Below are 16,534 nucleotides of genomic sequence, written 5' to 3' on the forward strand. Positions count from 1 at the left end.
CTATCAACACCATGATTTATATACGAAATACCAAGCTCAGGACAGCGAAATCAGCGGACTACTTGGGGAATGCGGGCTGATAGTGGTTGTGCGGGATCGGGACGGCGCTTTCGGATCGGTGTCAGAAGGCCTTGGCTTGCTGCAAGACCGACTTCCCGTACAAGTGTTTCCCGCAGGGCCGACAGATCACCGGGTCTGCCATTGGAGATGGTCTGGTCGCCTGTGATCACGGCGGCGCCGGATTGGTAGGGGCCCGTCGAGGCCAGGCTACGCGACAGTTGGATCGTGGCAGGGGAAAGGGGGCTGAGGCCCGGTTCCAGCCCACGATTTGATGAAGGGTCCGTCGTTCGCCCGTGTGTCGGTCGTTCCGAGGGTCGCGTTTCTGCTATGTCCAGCACGAGCATTCTGTCGGTATGCCAAAACCCGGTCACGTCACAGTCACAGGCCAAGTCCAGATCGAGTTGCCCGGGCGCGGGGTCTATGGCGCGGAGCCTGTTACGAGATATGCGGTCAAATACGTCCGAAATGTCAAACTCGAGCCCGGATTCGGGAAAGATGACGCGGGCGCGGTCACCATCTGGGTCTATGCGCCAATCATCCGTGTAAGGCATGTCGAGGGCGAGACGTGTGAATGTGCCGTGATCCCCGGAGCGAACGGCAACTGTTTGTGCCGACGCCGCTTCGGACATGCCCAGCATCAGGAAGACGACAAGCCGTATCATCATGCCACCCCTTGCTTGACCCTTTTAAGGGCGTCCTCGAGGGCGGTGAAACTTGGCCGATTGTGAAGGGGAGCATTCTGGCGCCCGACTTCTATGCAGATGTTCGCCGCGTGATTGTGCATGTTCGCGACGAGAACCTCGCGGATCAGCCTGTAAAAATGCGCATCCTCCTCAACGACGTCACGCACCTTGACCGAAAATGGTCCGACGAAACCGTAGGCCAGGAACACACCGAGAAACGTGCCGACCAGAGCACCCCCGATCATCTTCCCGAGGATTTCGGGGGGTTGATCTATGGAGGCCATGGTCTTGATAACGCCGAGGACTGCGGCAACGATACCAAGGGCCGGCAATCCATCCGCGACGGTCTGTAGCGCATGGCTGGATTGAAGGGCACGATGCTCGCTGACTTCCATGCGTTTTTCCAGAACTTCTTCCACCTGATGAGGATCGTCGTAATTCATCATGGCCGAGCGTAGCGTATCGCCAATCAACGCGACCGCCTCTTGATCCGCGAGGATGCGTGGGTAAGTCGCGAAGATCGAGGAGCTCTCGGGCTGCTCGATATGCTCTTCTATCGCCACAGGGTTCTGACGGCTGAGCCGGATCAGCGTGAAGAGAAGGCATAGCAGGTCGCGGTAATCGTCCGGTTTCCATTTCGGCCCTTTGAACACCTTGGCGATATCGCGGATCGTGGTCTTGATGACAGGTGCGTCATTGGCGATCAGAAAGGCGCCGGTTGCCGCACCGCCGATGATCATCAACTCGAAAGGCAGGGCCGCGAGAATGATGTCGAGCTTGCCTCCGGCGGCCAGATAGCCGCCAAAAACCATGACGAAAACCACGAGGATACCAAGCGTACCGAGCATTGCTTTCTCCCTTCCCCTTCTGTGTGTGCGATCTTGGCAGCAGAGGGTTAAGAAAAGTTGAGGGGAGTCAGGTTATTGCGTTGGCACATCGGCGTTTCGACCGGCCAACACGACGCTGAAGGTGTGTGCGGCCTGAGGGCTGAGCCCGGCCATTATGGCTGCCGCGGCTTCCGGGCGCATACGGGCCAGAAAACCCGTGGCAAAGCTGGGGTCCATCTGCTCGAAAAGCGCGGCCGCCTGTTTTGGCTTCATGCGCTCGTAAACCTCGGTCAGTCGGCTGATGTCATCTTCCGAGGCGCTCTCTGCGATCGTCAGTGTTTCGCGAAGCCGGTTTTCGGCGTCTTCAAGCTGATCGAGTTTCCGGCTGACTTCACGGTCCGTGATTCGCAGTACCTGCATCCGGTCCTGCAAGGCGGCCTCCGTTTGGTCGAGCCGCGCTTCACGGTCCTGAAGGACATCGAGAAGAACTTGCAGGTCCTGCGGTGTATCGCAGCGTTGCATGGCGTCCGATTCCGCTGGTCCCGTCACCACCTCGGCCGATACGCGGGCCACCGCGTGGCCGACGCCATCGCCCAGTCGCACGAAAGCGGATGTCAAAAGCAGCGTGGCAATCATCACGAGCGCCCCGCGCGCCCGTCTGCGCGGGCGACGCTTTCGCTTGGACACGGCCATCACGAGCGTGCTCCGGTCTCGTCACGTGGACGACGCTGAAAGACCGGCCCGTCGGCCTGGTTACCCGCGGCAGTCCCGGTTCGGGGCGCCGCGCCCTCCTCTGGCAGATCGTGCATGGAGGCGACCAGGAGTTCGAGCCGCTTGGCCACGTTTTCGGCCCGATCGGTCAGCCCGTCCAGAGACTCCATCGAGCCGCTGGCTGTCGTTTGGGCATCGCGCAAGGTCCGGCTCAGGTCGTCGACCTGCGCCGACAGGACCGCGACGGCACCGCCGACACCGGTTTCCAGATCATTGAAACGGCTCAGGCGTCGCGCGAGGACGTAACAGTAAAAGCCGGCTCCAAGAGCGCCGGCGACCAGCAGGATATCGGCAATGAGTTCCATCATTCCCCCTTTCAGTTCAATACGAATTCCATGATCAGCAAGTCGTTTATGCCGTCCCTGCCGGTCACGATCTGAACACGGCGCAGCATCTGCGCGCGCAGACGCAGCAGCGCGGTCCTGTCCTCGAGATCGGAGATGGTGAGCGCGCGCAGGTAGGTATTGAGAACGTCCACGATGCGCGGCATCAGGCGCGTGATCTCGGATTGCTGCGCACGCTGCACTTCAAGCTCGGCCCGGAAGCGGAGATGCCGCGTCCTGCCGTTTTCGGCCAACGAGATCACGAGCGGTTCGACAGGCACGAAGGCCATGTCCGCGAAGTTTGCAGGCGACGTGTCACCCGCGGTCACCCCCTGCGCGTCATCGCCTGAGGCGTGGAAAGGCAGAAGGCCTGCGAAGGCGGCATAAAATCCGCCACCACCCCCGATCAACGCCAGCACGAGCCCGACAACCAACGGCGTCCTCGTGCGTTTCGGTGCGTTTTCTGGACCCTCGGCCGTCTGTTCCGCTTGTGCCATGGTGCATCCCCCGACTTTCGACAGGGCCAATATGACTGACAGAAACTAACCGATTATTAAGCCTGATCGGCGAAAGGTGATCGAAGCGAACGGCAGAACGCCGCAGATCAGGAGGCAAAGAATTGCAGCAGATCGTGACCCTCTGGCACTCTCTCGACATGCGCCGGCGCGTGATCGTCGGGGTGGCCACACTGGCCATGTTCGTGGCGGTATTGGCGCTTGCACGCATGGCATCCGCGCCCAACATGACCTTGTTGTATGCCGGGTTGGACGGCGCGGTCGCCGGTGAGGTGGTCGGCGCGCTCGAACAGCGCGGCGTGCCCCATGAGGTGCGCGGGTCGTCGATTTTCGTTGATTCGACACAACGTGACACGCTTCGCATGAGCCTTGCTGCGGAAGGTCTGCCGGCCTCGACGTCCAAGGGGTACGAACTGCTTGACGGGATGTCGGGCTTTGGCACCACATCGCAGATGTTCGATGCCGCCTATTGGCGCGCGAAAGAGGGAGAACTGGCGCGCACCATTCTCGCACATCCCGCGATCAGCGGCGCACGCGTGCATCTCGCATCGACAGGGTCAAACCCGTTTCAGCGCGATATCCGCCAATCGGCCTCTGTTTCCATCACGACCCACGCGCAGGGCATTACCCCGAAACATGCGCGCGCGCTGCGTTTTCTCGTGGCGTCGGCGGTGGCGGGTCTCACGCCGGAGGATGTCTCTGTCATTGATGCCGAAGGCGGTTTGATCGGTGTGGCCGACGACACCCCCGAGAATGCGCCGGACACACGGACGGCGGCGTTGCGCGCGCGCGCACAACGCATGCTCGAGGCGCGCGTCGGTCCCGGCAATGCAGTGGTGGAGGTGGCGCTCGATGCCGAAACCCGGACCGAGGCGATTCGCGAGCGGCGCTTCGATCCTGACGGGCGGGTCGCCATCAGCACCGACACGGAGGAAACCACGACGACGTCGTCGGACCAGGGTGCGGGCGTGACCGTGGCGTCGAACGTGCCGGACGGGGATGCGGGGGCAGAAACCGCGTCACAGAGCCAGAGCAGTGACACGCGCGAGCGTGTGAACTACGAGATTTCAACCACGGAGCGCGAAATCACCCAAGGCCCGGGTGCTATCAAGCGGCTTACCGTCGCGGTTTTGGTCAACGGGATCTCTGTGCCCGACGAGGCCGGGACGCCCGTATTTCAGCCGCGCCCGCAGGAGGAGCTTGACGCTCTGGCAGAGCTCGTATCCTCGGCGGTGGGCTTGAACCCCGAACGCGGGGATGTGCTGACCATCAAGACCATGCAGTTCGAAACTGCGGAGCCGGGCGGTCGCCTCGTGACATCGGGTGTGTTCGACAGATTCGATCTCGATCTGATGTCGCTGATTCAGGCTGCGGTTCTGGCCCTCGTGGCTTTGGTTCTCGGACTTTTCGTTCTGCGACCGATCCTCGCGCGCCCCGCCGGGCAATCCGCCGCGCGCCTTGGCGCGCCAGGCCCGTCGGAGGATGCCGGGCCGGCCGACGCGTCGTCCGAGACCGCGCCGCTGACCGGTGAGATCGAGGATGGAGAGTTCGATTCGAGCCGACTGTCGGTGATATCGAACGAGCGGTCACAGGTCGGCTATTCGGACCAGTCGGACCAGGACCCTGTTGTCCGTCTGCGCAACCTGATCGGCCAGCGTCAGGAAGAAAGCGTCGAGATACTCCGAAACTGGCTTGAAGGCGAAGAGGAGAAGGCCTGATGTCGATCACCCACATGCTGGAAGATTTCGGCGACCTCCGTCGCGGCACGCCGCTGCCGATCACCGATGTGACGCTCGAGGAAGAACGGCTTCAGTCCTTTGAAAATGGCTATCAGGCGGGTTGGGACGATTGCGCAAGATCGCAGTCGGAAGACGCGCGACGGATCACCGCTGACCTTTCCCAGAACCTGCAGGACCTGACATTCACCTATGAAGAGGCTTATTCGGCCGTGATGCAGGCGCTGTATCCGCTTCTGGAACAGATGATTGCGGCGGTTCTGCCGCGTCTGGCCCGCGACAGTCTTGCCCCGCGGCTGGTGGAGACCGTGCACGAGATCGCACGCGAACACGGTCATCAGAAAATCGGCATTACCGCGGCGTCGGAGGACATGGCGCTGCTGGATCACCTGACCGACGCCTTGCCACAGATGGACATCGAGCTCAGGGCCGACGACGCCTTGGCAAGCGGTCAACTTTATCTCCGCTTCGATGGCGGGGAACAGGCGATCGATCTGCAGGAGGTCTTGAAGGGCATGGAACACGCGGTTTCCGGGTTCTTCGAAAACAACAGGAAAGCGACAGCATGACCGATGACACGACCCCGCAAAAGACGCGCCCGGGCGCGGATCTGTCCAACCCGTTTTCCTCGGTGCCCATCGAGATCACGATCTCGGTCGGCAAGGCGCGGCCGTTGATCCGTGACCTGCTGAACCTTGGCCAAGACGCCGTGCTTGCGCTCGACCGGCGTGTCGACGACCCGGTGGAACTTTACATCGGCGAACGCCTGGTCGCACGGGGCCAGCTTGAAGAGCTGGACGGCGAACAGGCCGGACAACTTGCAGTGCGCCTCACCGAAGTCGCCAACCTGCAGGACGGCCTGGGATGATCGGCATACGGGGTGCCGGGTGGACATGTTTGTGGTCGCTCGTGCTGATCGGCCTTGCGGGTGGTGCGGTGGCGCAGGATATCTCGATCTCGCTTGGCGATGGCGAAAGCGTCTCGGCCCGCACGATCCAGTTGATCGCCCTCATCACGGTGCTGAGCCTTGCGCCCGGCATCGCCATAATGATCACGTGTTTCCCTTTCATCGTCACGGTTCTTTCGATCCTGCGGCAGGGTATCGGGCTTCAGCAGTCGCCGCCCAACATGCTGATCGTCAGCCTTGCGCTGTTTCTGACCTATTTCGTGATGGCCCCGGTGTTCAGCGACGCCTGGACAAACGGCATAGAGCCGTTGATCGCGGAAACGCTGCCGCTTGAAGAGGCGGTGACACGCGCCCTGACGCCGTTCCGTGGTTTCATGGCGGCAAGGCTGGATGGCGAGACATTCGCCGCCATGGCCGCACTGCGCCCTGACGCGGTCGACATCGTCACCGGCCCTGATGCGCCTCTCTCGGTGCTGGTCCCAAGCTTCATGCTGTCGGAAATTGCACGGGCCTTCCAGATCGGGTTCCTGATCTTCCTGCCGTTTCTCATCATTGACCTGGTGATTGCCGCGATCCTGATGTCGATGGGCATGATGATGGTGCCTCCGGCCATGGTGTCGCTGCCGTTCAAGCTCGCGTTTTTCGTGATCGCCGATGGCTGGACGCTGATCGCCGACAGTCTTGTTCGGGGGTACATGTAGGACAAAAGGTGCCACGCGGCGTGCGGCGAGGATCGTCACCCGGCGCAGGCATCGGGGGTCCGAGGTCCTAGCGACCGCAAATCCCCTGAAGCCGAAGCCAGTCCCCGTCCCTGAGAACCGGCGGGGGCGGGGGCGCGTCATGCGCGAACGGGTCCGCTTCGACAAGGGCACCGGCCGTTTGACCAGCCGCGTCGCGCGCGGCGGCATAGGGCGTCGCGCGTACGCGCCAATAGGAGAAACCCTCAAGCATCTCGGTGTCGGAGGGGGAATCGGGGCGCGTCTCGACAAGCGTTCGGGCATAGGCGTCCAGCCTCGCCTCGGGCAGCTGACCTGTCGTCAAGAGCCGAAGGCTGGCCATCGGCCCGGCCTCGGTCAGCAGGCGCCCAAGCGGATCCTGTGCCTCGGCGCGCAGGTAGGCCGCGATGATATGCCCCGCCACGACGTCGGGTTCCTCGTAATCCTCGACAAGCCTTGCGGGGATCATCATCGTGCCACCGGGCATGCGCAGCACGTCCTCGATCCCGTCGCGCACCACGATGAACCGGGCGGTCCCCTCGCGCGGCGGCAGGCGTTGCGCAAGGGCGGAGAGCGCCATCTGGCCACCCGTGCCACGACAGGCCGGTCCGGTCGCGTCTTGCAGTTGCGCGGTGAGGGCCCGCCCGATCTCGGCCCGCTTGACCGGCGGGACGACGCGCAGCGCGTGGTCCCGCAACACACCCGGCAGCCAGAAGATCGCCAGCGCGATCACGGCCACCGCGCTTGCCAGGACGCCCATCAGCCGCAACCGTCCGGGTCGGGGACGTTGCCGGGCGACGGCGTTGCGCATGGTCTCGATGACCTGGATCACCTCGGCCTCGTCCTCGGGCAGTTCCAGCGTCTCGCTTGGATCGCCGTCCGGGTGATAGATCACGGGTGTCTGCCCCGGATTGGCACGCGCGATGGCGGCGATGGACCAATGCGTCTGCACCCGGTCGCGCATGTCCGTTATGGTCAATGTCGCCTGGCCGACCGACACGATCACATCAAGGCGTTGCGCGTGCTCGTCGGCCCGCCACAGCCCTGCCGCCTCGAGCCGCTGATACTTGGTCAGTGCTGTCTTTCCCATATGCAGGGCTTTCCCGCCTCTTTGCCCAGAGCGATAGCACGGTTGCAACACGGGCGGCAATCGCTCGACCTGACGCGCCAAGGCGTTTACACGTGTGGTTCATCATCATACCGAGAGGTCCATATGAAAATCGCCACCGCCGCCTATCCGCTCGATGCGCTCACCTCGTGGGCCGAGTATGAGACCAAGATCAGCGCGTGGGTTGCCGCGGCCGCGGGGCAGGGGGCCGAACTGGCGGTTTTCCCTGAATATGGCGCGATGGAACTGGCGATGCTCGACGGGCCGGAGGCTGCTGGGCACCTCGAGCGGTCGGTGCAGGCGATATCGCGAAGGATCGCCGACGTGGACGACCTGCACAGCCGCTTGGCGGTGCGGCACGGGATGCATATCCTGTCCGCCTCTGCCCCGGTGTTCGACGCCGATCTTGGACCGCGCCCGGTAAACCGCGCGGGGCTCTTCACGCCCACCGGCGGCCATGGGGTGCAGGACAAGCAGATCATGACCCGGTTCGAGCGCGAAGAGTGGGATATCGTGCCCGGTGGACCGCTGCGCCTGTTCGAGACCGGTCTCGGGAAAATCGGCATACTCATCTGCTATGACGCCGAGTTTCCGCTTCTGGCCCGCGCGCTTTCTGAGGCCGATCTGCTTCTGGTGCCGTCCTGCACAGAGGCCCATACCGGGTATTCGAGGGTCCGCATCGGGGCCATGGCGCGCGCGCTGGAAACCCAGTGCGTGACGGTCATGGCCTCGACCGTGGGGGCGGCTGCGTGGTCGCCCGCGGTGGACGAAAACACCGGCACCGGTGGCGTGTTCGGCCCGCCCGATACGGGTTTCCCGTCCACTGGCGTGATTGCCGAAGGCACGCTCGATCAGCCTGGCTGGACCATCGCGGATGTCGATCCGGCGCAGGTCGCGCGGGTACGGACCGACGGTGTGGTTCTCAACCGTCTTCACTGGGCCGAGCAGGCGGGCCGCGACCGAGAAGTCACAGCAACGCGTCTTGGCTGAATAGGCCCTTGAAAAAAGCGTAAAACAGGCCCATTTACAGGCGCGTTCCGCGAACTGGCGGATGGACAAATCAAGGAGAGACCATGGCCAAGGAAGATACGCTCGAATTTCCCGGTGTCGTGAAGGAACTCCTGCCGAACGCGACATTCAGGGTCGAGCTTGAGAACGGCCATGAGATCATCGCGCACACGGCAGGAAAGATGCGTAAGAACCGCATTCGTGTTCTGGCAGGCGACAAGGTTCAGGTGGAAATGACACCCTACGATCTGACCAAGGGTCGGATCAACTATCGCTTCAAATAAGCGACTGATTTCGTGGTATTCATTCTCGGATCGGGCAGCCCGCGCCGCAGGGAACTTCTGGCGCAGATCGGGGTCGTGGTGGATGACATCCGTCCGCCCGAGATCGACGAGACGCCCGAAACAGGCGAATTGCCCCGCCCGTATTGTGCCCGCGTGGCGCGGCAGAAGGCACGGGCGGTTTCGGCCGGTGATGATGACGTGGTCCTGGCCGCGGATACCACGGTGGCGCTTGGCCGCCGCATCCTGGGCAAGCCCGACTCGTCGGGAGAGGCGGCGCAGTTCCTGCTGGACCTGTCGGGGCGTCGTCACAAGGTCATCACCGCGGTTGCCGTCCGTCGCGGCGCGCGCCTGTGGGAGCGTGACGTGGTGACCACGGTCCGCATGAAGCGCCTGTCGGATGAGGAACTGCACGCTTATCTGGCGACAGATGACTGGCAGGGCAAGGCTGGTGGCTATGGCATTCAGGGCCTCGCCGGGGCGCTGATCCCGTGGATTCAGGGCTCGTTCACGGGTGTCGTCGGGCTGCCGCTGGCCGAGACGGCGGGGCTGCTGCAAGCCGCCGGGTACCCTCTCTGGAAAGCTGCAACATGAGCGACCACAGCATCGCCCTTGATCATGTCGGCACGGTCGAAGCGGCGGCGCATATCGTGGACGGGCAGCTCGACGATCTGTTGATCGACTCGGATCTGCCGCGCCCCGGCACGATATACCGGGCCATCGCCGACAGGCCGGTGAAGGGGCAGGGGGGCATGTTCCTGCGCACGCCCGACGGGTCCGCCTTTCTGCGGCAGATCAAGGGTCTTGGCCCCGGTCAGCCGCGTCTCGTTCAGGTGACCGGCTATGCCGAGCCGGGCAAGGCGTTGCCGGTGACAACGCGTCTCCTGTTCAAGAGCCGCTACGCGATCGTCACGCCCGATGCGCCCGGGCTCAACCTGTCGCGGGGCATCAAGGACGAGGATCTGCGCGACACGCTGCTGGAGATCGCGCATGACACGCTCGACGGGCAGGAGGTCGGCCTGATCCTGCGCTCCGCCTGTGCCGGCGCCGATCCGGATGCGATCGCCGAGGATATCCGCGCGATGCGCGATCTGGCCCTTGCCGTACTGGCCGACGCCAACGGACGCGACGCGGAAAAGCTGCTGGACGGCGATGGCCCACACGCCCTTGCGTGGCGCGATTGGGTGCAGCCCGCAGAGATCACGACCGACCCGGGCTGCTTTGCCACGCTCGGGGTGCTTGACCAGATGGACATGCTGCAGACGACGCAGGTGCCACTGGCCGGCGGCGGGTCGTATTTCGTGGAGCCGACCCGCGCGCTGGTCGCGGTCGATGTGAATACCGGCGGCGATGCGAGCCCGGCCGCCGGCCTGAAGGCCAATCTCGCCATGGCCCGCGATCTGCCCCGCCAATTGCGGTTGCGCGGGCTTGGCGGGCAGATCACGCTCGATCTGTCACCGATGCCCAAGAAGGACCGCCGTGTCTTCGAAACCACCCTGCGCGCCGCATTCCGAAAGGATCCGGTCGAGACGACCCTTGCCGGTTGGTCGCCTCTGGGACATTTCGAGCTTCAGCGAAAACGCGACCGGCTGCCCCTGACCGATATTCTGAAATGACTTGTCCGATCTGCAAGAAACCGACCGAGATCCGGTATCGCCCCTTCTGCTCGAAACGCTGCGCGGATGTGGACCTCGGCAAATGGTTCGGTGGGGATTACGCGGTCCCCTCGCACGACCCCGAGGATATCGACGCGGCCACTCAGGATACCGACAGCGACATGCAAAAACCCGGTTGATTTTGTCGCTTCGGCTCTGGACACCCCGCCACCCCTCGCCTAAACACCCAAATAAGCAAGGTGCTTGCTTAGGCCCGGGTAGCTCAGGGGTAGAGCAGTGGATTGAAAATCCTCGTGTCGGTGGTTCGATTCCGCCCCCGGGCACCAAAGCACCCCCTAGTGGTAATAATATCAATGTGTTACGGGGAAATATCGTCCCACCGTTTTCGCGCTTGGGCAAAAGTGGGACTTTTTTGTTCGTGAGACGTTCGCGTTCCGGCGCAGGATTTCGCGCCCTCGGCGGCGTCCGGGGAGTCGTGGATTTCGAAGGATTGGAGTTCGGGAAAAGGTGTCGGACACGACTACCCAGCCAAGTTCGATTGGCTGACCGTGGGCATGGTACTATGGCGGAACCTATGAAGGCCGATCGGTCGTCCGCTTTTCTTCGTGCTTCAGGTATTCGGCATGGAGACGATCGGCGTCGTCTTCGATCGCGGCCCGGCGGGCGGGGTCGAGAGTGGCAAGCTTTTCCTTGAGGCTACGGGTCATCGTCTCTGTCCGTTCCGGTGTTTGGGTAAGGCGCGGGAGCCACTGTCGAGTATGAAAGATACTGGCGACGGACAAAACAAGTTTGCCGTCATGGCGAGCGGCGCATCAAGCGGGCCGTCGCGGTCGGTCCGGAACTCAGGTGCCGCCACCCCGTGCTTCCCCTCTTTCCGGCCCGGCACCCTCCCGAGACAACAGCTTCATCCCGGACGCCGCCAAGACCTTCTGGCGCGCGGCGCGGGTATAGCGCGAGGCTTCCTTCATGGTCGTCCAGCCGAAGATCGCCATCAACTGCCGTTCGGTCGCGCCGTTCTCGGCTGCCAGCGCCGCGCCGGCCTTGCGCAGCCCGTGGGCGGAACACTGGTTCAAACCGGCCTTGTCACATTGCTTGCGGAACCAGTTGCCGAAGCCGTTCGAGGTGAAGGGCTTGCCGAAGGCCGTGACGAGGAAGGCGAGGTTGCCGGTGGGCGTGGCGTCGAGGACCGCCTTCAACTCCGGCAGGACCGGGATGGAGAGGGTGACGGGCTTGCGATCCCGGTTCTTGGCCTGGGTCAGGGTGATCCAGCCGTCCTTGATGTGCTGCGGCCCGAGCCGGACGATGTCCGATCGCCGCTGCCCGGTGTGGAGCATGAGCGCGAGCGCCAGCCGCGGCTTGCTGCCGATCGGGTGATGGTCCTCGAACTGCCGGACCTCCTCCATCGTCCAAGAGTGGAAGCCGTCGCCTTTGGCCTTGAGGTAGGGCACGTCGCGGGCCGGGTTGCGCTGCGCCAGCTCGTACTCGACCGCGAAGGCATAGACCTGCCTCAGTGCCTTGACGAAGCCGTTGGCGGCCTCGGGCCGGTCGGCGATCTCGTCCCTCATGCGCCGGACATGGCGGGGCTCCATCAGCGCGTAGGGCTTTGTTCCGTTCTTCTCGCAGATCCGGTCGAGGATGCCGCGCCGGACATACTTGGTGCGACCGCTCAGGCGCTGGTATTCGGCGGAGACATAGTACTGCTCGCAGAGCCACTTGAAGCTGCCCTTCGACCCGCGCCGCTCGAGCGGTCCGGCCGGCGCGCGCGGTGTCGCGCCCATCATGGCCGCGCGGTACTCGGCCAGGAAGTCCTCCGTACCCGGCTGGCTCCGCAGCCGCACCTTCAGGTGCCCAGGTCGCCGCAGGTAGACGCGCACGTTCCCGTGCCGGTCGGTATCCTCGATGACGTGTTTCAGGCGGATGCTGCCCGAGCCGTCTCTCATCCTGAATGTGGGCATGTCACGCGCCGCCTTTCGTCAGCCGTCAGTCGTCCCAGGGATTGTGGTCGGAGTGATCCCCATCAGGGATCAGCTCGAACGCCCGGTCAAGTTTTTTCCGGTCCCAGACGGTGCGGGCATTGATCCGCTTGGGCGGCGGCATGCGCTGGTCGCGGACCAGGTGATCGAAGAGCGTGGGCGAGACCCCGATATAGGCCGCCGCCTCGGTCCGTGAGAGACCGCGGGGCGCGAGGGTGGGAGGCAGGATGGCGGGGCGCTTGGGCATGGAGCGATGGATTTGGGTTTCGGGCGCCCAAAGGATGCCGGAAAGGGAGGGAGGAACGAAGCCGAGAACGGGCAGGGTAGGCCTCTGGCGGGGAAAAACAGGTGGGCGTCAGGTGTGGCGAAACGGTGCGATTTCCTGGCTGCGCTGGCGTAGTCGCATTTTGTCGTGGGATCGGCGCAGTGCCGCGCAGAAAGCGATTTAAGGTCAATGCCTTGATGGGATTGATACTTCAATAGCCGCGTAAATGCGGCGGATAATCTCTCCGAACAACAGCAACTTGAGGTTGCCATGCGGCACCTCTTTTATCTCGCGCTCCCATTGTTGAGCGCGAGATGCCACCTCCCGATACACGGAGTTGTTGCCTCTTCAACTGCGCAGCCACAAAGAGCAGGTTTCCGCACTGTGCATGCCAGTGATCTGAAAATACTGCGAAATTGCAGGAAACCTGCCCACGACCGATTTGCATGCACGCGAAAACGCCAGTCACGTCAGTGACTTGCGGCATTGGTGGCAGACGCTCTTATCTTGCCCTTTTCCAGCGCTCCCCCCTGGCCGTTTCGGTCGATCTTACCAGCGGTGCGATGCGGCACGCTACCATCCGCGAAAGCCCGCCACAATTTCCGCGATCCGACGGTGCGAGACAGAGCACGTCGGAAGTAGGCTTTCGGCTGCATTCCTAGCCTGCGATGAGCGCAATTCTGAATCTTAAATTTGCTCTGGAGCGACTGGAATTGATTCGAAGGTGAGCGCTGGACAATGGCCTTCCCTGCAAAAGGTGCGCTGCGTGTTTGCCGAGCTGCTGCAGCCTGTCTGCATCTGCGCTGCAAGCCGGGTACAAATCTTCGGGCCAAGCCGATCTCTCTCGCAGCCGCCTTGAAACGTTCAACAAGGCCTTGCAAATGCTAGAAATCATGCGTTGATTCAACCTATGGGGACAGTAACGCGTAACAAACTTGAAACGAGGGAAGTCGATGCGACGCCATACGCCGCGTCGCTCATCGAGGGTCATCGCGACTTCGGCTACAGCCTCGAGACGGCTCTCGCAGACATCATCGACAACGCCATTACCGCCGGCGCGCGAACAGCAACCCTGATCGCCGACACTGTTGCGGACGAACCTTGGATCGCGCTGGCCGATGATGGTTCAGGTATGACGGAGACCGAACTGGTCGAAGCCATGCGTCTCGGCTCGAAGAATCCGACCGATGACCGCGAGGCCGAAGACCTCGGTCGTTTCGGTCTCGGCTTGAAGAGTGCCAGCTTCTCGCAGTGTCGAAGTCTGACGGTACTGACGCGGAAAGACGATCGCACATCTTGTGCCCGCTGGGACCTGGATCGCGTTGCGAAACGGAACGACTGGAGCCTCGAACTCATCGACAACCCCGAACTCGTGACGGGCCATGACCTCCTTTCGGAGACCGGAACGGTCGTCATTTGGGAGAAACTCGATCGCTTGAGCGGCGGTTATATGCATGATCGTGCGAAGCGGGCCGAACACATGAACTCGGAGTTGTCCCGAGCAGAACATCATTTGCGATTGGTGTTTCATCGCTTTCTGGAAGGCGCCAAGCCACGGCTGAAACTGTCACTCAACGGTCGCCCGCTGAAACCCGTCGACCCCATGGCAACGACACACGTCGCAACGCAGAAGGACCCGGAAGAAGTGCTTCGCCTGCGTCAGGGTGACGTTCTGATAAGGTGCCATACGCTGCCCCATCACAAGCGGATGAGCCGGGAAGAATGGGAAGAAATCGGCGGCCCGGAGGGCCATTTGAAGTCCCAGGGCCTCTACGTCTATCGCGAGAAACGTCTCATCATCGCGGGTGGGTGGCTGGGTCTGGCGCGCCAAACGGAACTGACGAAACTCTGCCGTATAGCAGTCGATATTCCGAACACGATGGACGCGGAGTGGAAGATTGACGTGAAGAAGGCTTCGGCCCAGCTTCCGCCGGTGGTGCGTGAGCGCCTGAAAAAGGTTGTCGAGCGGTTTGTCGGCACGTCCAAGCGCACGTATAGAAGCCGGGGCCAGAAACTGGTCGATGAAACCCGTTTTCCGATCTGGAATAAGGTGCAGAACGATGGTCAGATCGTCTTTCGTCCCAACCTCGAGCACCCGGTTTTCCGAACCTATGCCGAGCAGCTGCCAGAAGAGCTGCGAGAGGGTTTCGAACGTTGCCTGCGCATCGTGGGGTCTGGTTTACCGATCGAGACGCTGCATGCTGAACTTGTCGGGAATGCGGAAGCGGTCACTGCTGACGAGACCTCGGCTGCTGATCTGGAAGAGCTCATATATTCTCTTGCAGTCAATCTAATGGAAAATGGCATGTCTACTGACGCCCTAATTGATACAATGAAAAGTTATGCGTTCTTGCGTTCGCAATGGGATAGCGTTGAGCCAATTCTACAGAAATTTCTTGCCGAGGCAGAGTAATGAGAAATGCATTTGAGAAGCTAAAAAACACCGTCGAAATGGATCTTTTTGACAGTCCGAGAATGACTGGGGAGGAATTACGCTCCTATATTTCCGACCTAAACATGTTGCACGCGCGGAGAAATCCTCCAGGGGTGACTGATGGCGAAATCGAGCTGATAGCCAAAGAAATTGAGGCTAAGGAAGGTATCAAAGCGGGTCTAGGTGCAGTCGTCGACAGCGAGGACTTCGAACCATGGCTTGATGATGCCAAACCATCTATCGAGCCGTTCTACTGGAATCGCTATCAGAAACTGCTTCTGCAGAACGGCCTTCCCAAGGACGTCGTGATTTCAACAGATAAAGTCACAGACAAGATCCTTAGTCGCTTGGGAAACCCCGAAAAACAGGTGCCATGGGATCGCCGTGGCATGGTGGTGGGGCATGTTCAAAGCGGGAAGACAGCGAATTATGCAGGCCTGATTTGTAAGGCTGCGGATGCAGGGTACAGGCTGATCATCGTCATTGCAGGTATTCATAACAACCTTCGAAACCAGACTCAGGCCCGAATTGATGAAGGTTTCATCGGCCGTGACACCGGAAAGTCTCAGGAAACGAAGAAGGGCGGGGCGAAACACATCATTGGTGTCGGCCATTTCGACCCGAACAACACACCGGTCAGCCTTACCAACACGCTTCGGGATTTCAACAAGGCCACGGCTTCCACCAACACCAGTGAGATCGACTCCTACAAGGTGCCGGTGGTCCTCGTGATCAAGAAGAACCACCGGACGCTCGCCAACCTGCTCGACTGGCTCAAAGACAACAGCGCGCGTGGCGATCAGGAGATGATCGATCAACCGATGCTTTTGATTGATGATGAAGCTGACAACGCGTCGATCAACACGAAGTATGGCAAGAAGCTCGTAACGACGATCAATGGGCAGATTCGTGATCTGCTGAACATGTTCCACCGGAGCTGTTATGTCGGGTACACGGCAACTCCGTTCGCTAACATCTTCATCGACCCCGATCAGGATGACGAGATGTACAATGAAGACCTCTTTCCGAGAGACTTCATCATTGGCCTAGACGCGCCAAGCAACTATTTCGGGCCGACCAAGATCTTCGTGGATGGTCTGCCGGAAGATGGCGATCCGACTTGGCTTCGGTACATCACCGACAACGAGGATGTCCTGCCCATCAAACACAAGATCGACCATGAGCTCGACACGCTTCCGCCATCGCTGACGCGTGCATTGCGCACCTTTCTGCTGGCGCAGGGCAATCGCAGTTGGGGTCACGTCTCGACTAAACCATTGAGAACCCTGCGAAGGAAGTCGTCATCCCAGC

The 16,534-nt window shown here is 61.7% G+C and carries 19 protein-coding genes, 1 tRNA gene and 1 pseudogene; 12 read left to right on the plus strand and 9 right to left on the minus strand.

Features of this window, described 5'->3' with window-relative positions:
* Positions 1-50: 50 nt before the first annotated feature.
* The 5 genes from ACROSR_RS18590 to ACROSR_RS18610 all read right to left on the minus strand — a co-directional run bounded on the left by ACROSR_RS18590 (position 51) and on the right by ACROSR_RS18610 (position 3,161).
* Positions 51-722 carry a hypothetical protein gene (locus ACROSR_RS18590; RefSeq protein ID WP_432687399.1) on the minus strand — a complete coding sequence of 224 codons (672 nt, stop codon included), beginning with the start codon at positions 720-722 and terminating at the stop codon, positions 51-53.
* Positions 722-1,591 (minus strand): flagellar motor stator protein MotA, encoded by an 870-nt coding sequence (gene motA / locus ACROSR_RS18595; RefSeq protein WP_432687400.1) that lies wholly within the window; start codon positions 1,589-1,591, stop codon positions 722-724. The genes ACROSR_RS18590 and motA overlap by 1 nt, the downstream gene beginning before the upstream one ends.
* Before the next feature lie 72 nt (positions 1,592-1,663).
* The gene (locus ACROSR_RS18600; RefSeq protein ID WP_432687401.1) at positions 1,664-2,263 is read right to left on the minus strand and encodes a MotE family protein; all 600 of its coding nucleotides are present in this window, start codon (positions 2,261-2,263) and stop codon (positions 1,664-1,666) included.
* Complete coding sequence (locus ACROSR_RS18605; RefSeq protein ID WP_432687402.1) at positions 2,263-2,646, minus strand: hypothetical protein; 384 nt, start codon at positions 2,644-2,646, stop codon at positions 2,263-2,265. The genes ACROSR_RS18600 and ACROSR_RS18605 overlap by 1 nt, the downstream gene beginning before the upstream one ends.
* An 11-nt stretch (positions 2,647-2,657) precedes the next feature.
* Positions 2,658-3,161, minus strand: a complete 504-nt coding sequence (locus ACROSR_RS18610; RefSeq protein ID WP_432687403.1) for a flagellar basal body-associated FliL family protein — start codon at positions 3,159-3,161, stop codon at positions 2,658-2,660.
* A 122-nt stretch (positions 3,162-3,283) separates the two neighbouring features.
* Here ACROSR_RS18610 and fliF point away from each other — a divergent pair, with 122 nt between their 5' ends.
* From fliF to fliP, 4 genes are read left to right on the plus strand one after another with little or no spacing between them, the layout of a single operon-like run.
* On the plus strand, positions 3,284-4,897 hold the full coding sequence (gene fliF / locus ACROSR_RS18615; RefSeq protein ID WP_432687404.1) for a flagellar basal-body MS-ring/collar protein FliF: 1,614 nt from the start codon (positions 3,284-3,286) through the stop codon (positions 4,895-4,897).
* Positions 4,897-5,484, plus strand: a complete 588-nt coding sequence (locus tag ACROSR_RS18620) for a FliH/SctL family protein (RefSeq protein ID WP_432687405.1) — start codon at positions 4,897-4,899, stop codon at positions 5,482-5,484. The genes fliF and ACROSR_RS18620 overlap by 1 nt, the downstream gene beginning before the upstream one ends.
* Positions 5,481-5,783 carry a FliM/FliN family flagellar motor switch protein gene (locus ACROSR_RS18625; protein ID WP_432687406.1) on the plus strand — a complete coding sequence of 101 codons (303 nt, stop codon included), beginning with the start codon at positions 5,481-5,483 and terminating at the stop codon, positions 5,781-5,783. The genes ACROSR_RS18620 and ACROSR_RS18625 overlap by 4 nt, the downstream gene beginning before the upstream one ends.
* Positions 5,780-6,523, plus strand: a complete 744-nt coding sequence (gene fliP / locus ACROSR_RS18630; RefSeq protein ID WP_432687407.1) for a flagellar type III secretion system pore protein FliP — start codon at positions 5,780-5,782, stop codon at positions 6,521-6,523. Before ACROSR_RS18625 ends, fliP begins: the two co-directional genes overlap by 4 nt.
* Before the next feature lie 67 nt (positions 6,524-6,590).
* On the opposite strand, the gene ACROSR_RS18635 is transcribed toward fliP, so the two are convergent.
* Positions 6,591-7,628: a hypothetical protein gene (locus tag ACROSR_RS18635; RefSeq protein WP_432687408.1), complete on the minus strand. Its 1,038-nt coding sequence runs from the start codon at positions 7,626-7,628 to the stop codon at positions 6,591-6,593.
* A gap of 123 nt (positions 7,629-7,751) precedes the next feature.
* On the opposite strand from ACROSR_RS18635, the gene ACROSR_RS18640 reads away from it, so the two are divergent.
* The 6 genes from ACROSR_RS18640 (at position 7,752) to ACROSR_RS18665 (ending at position 10,877) form a co-directional block, all read left to right on the plus strand.
* The gene (locus tag ACROSR_RS18640; RefSeq protein ID WP_432687409.1) at positions 7,752-8,636 is read left to right on the plus strand and encodes a carbon-nitrogen hydrolase family protein; all 885 of its coding nucleotides are present in this window, start codon (positions 7,752-7,754) and stop codon (positions 8,634-8,636) included.
* Between the two features lie 83 nt (positions 8,637-8,719).
* Positions 8,720-8,938: a translation initiation factor IF-1 gene (infA, locus tag ACROSR_RS18645; RefSeq protein ID WP_005978431.1), complete on the plus strand. Its 219-nt coding sequence runs from the start codon at positions 8,720-8,722 to the stop codon at positions 8,936-8,938.
* 12 nt (positions 8,939-8,950) lie between these two features.
* A complete protein-coding gene (locus ACROSR_RS18650; protein ID WP_432687410.1) occupies positions 8,951-9,529 on the plus strand; it encodes a Maf family protein in 579 nt (192 codons plus the stop codon).
* Entirely contained in the window at positions 9,526-10,551 is a 1,026-nt protein-coding gene (locus ACROSR_RS18655; protein ID WP_432687411.1) for a ribonuclease E/G, read from the plus strand. The genes ACROSR_RS18650 and ACROSR_RS18655 overlap by 4 nt, the downstream gene beginning before the upstream one ends.
* Positions 10,548-10,730, plus strand: coding sequence for a DNA gyrase inhibitor YacG (locus tag ACROSR_RS18660; protein ID WP_432687412.1), 183 nt, complete (start codon positions 10,548-10,550; stop codon positions 10,728-10,730). The genes ACROSR_RS18655 and ACROSR_RS18660 overlap by 4 nt, the downstream gene beginning before the upstream one ends.
* Before the next feature lie 72 nt (positions 10,731-10,802).
* Positions 10,803-10,877: transfer RNA gene (locus ACROSR_RS18665), tRNA-Phe, on the plus strand.
* Between the two features lie 246 nt (positions 10,878-11,123).
* Here ACROSR_RS18665 and ACROSR_RS18670 read toward each other — a convergent pair.
* The 3 genes from ACROSR_RS18670 to ACROSR_RS18680 all read right to left on the minus strand — a co-directional run bounded on the left by ACROSR_RS18670 (position 11,124) and on the right by ACROSR_RS18680 (position 12,771).
* Positions 11,124-11,258 carry a hypothetical protein gene (locus ACROSR_RS18670; RefSeq protein ID WP_432687413.1) on the minus strand — a complete coding sequence of 45 codons (135 nt, stop codon included), beginning with the start codon at positions 11,256-11,258 and terminating at the stop codon, positions 11,124-11,126.
* A 135-nt stretch (positions 11,259-11,393) separates the two neighbouring features.
* The gene (locus ACROSR_RS18675) at positions 11,394-12,506 is read right to left on the minus strand and encodes a tyrosine-type recombinase/integrase (RefSeq protein ID WP_432687414.1); all 1,113 of its coding nucleotides are present in this window, start codon (positions 12,504-12,506) and stop codon (positions 11,394-11,396) included.
* A 25-nt stretch (positions 12,507-12,531) separates the two neighbouring features.
* Positions 12,532-12,771, minus strand: coding sequence for a helix-turn-helix transcriptional regulator (locus ACROSR_RS18680; RefSeq protein WP_432687415.1), 240 nt, complete (start codon positions 12,769-12,771; stop codon positions 12,532-12,534).
* A 928-nt stretch (positions 12,772-13,699) separates the two neighbouring features.
* Here ACROSR_RS18680 and ACROSR_RS18685 point away from each other — a divergent pair.
* Both ACROSR_RS18685 and ACROSR_RS18690 read left to right on the plus strand, forming a co-directional pair.
* Complete coding sequence (locus ACROSR_RS18685; RefSeq protein ID WP_432687416.1) at positions 13,700-15,202, plus strand: ATP-binding protein; 1,503 nt, start codon at positions 13,700-13,702, stop codon at positions 15,200-15,202.
* A pseudogene (locus ACROSR_RS18690) lies at positions 15,202-16,534 on the plus strand (hypothetical protein); the annotation flags it as partial. The gene ACROSR_RS18685 and the pseudogene ACROSR_RS18690, both read left to right, overlap by 1 nt.

Source organism: Roseovarius tibetensis (genome assembly GCF_050896375.1).
Taxonomy (GTDB): domain Bacteria; phylum Pseudomonadota; class Alphaproteobacteria; order Rhodobacterales; family Rhodobacteraceae; genus Roseovarius; species Roseovarius tibetensis.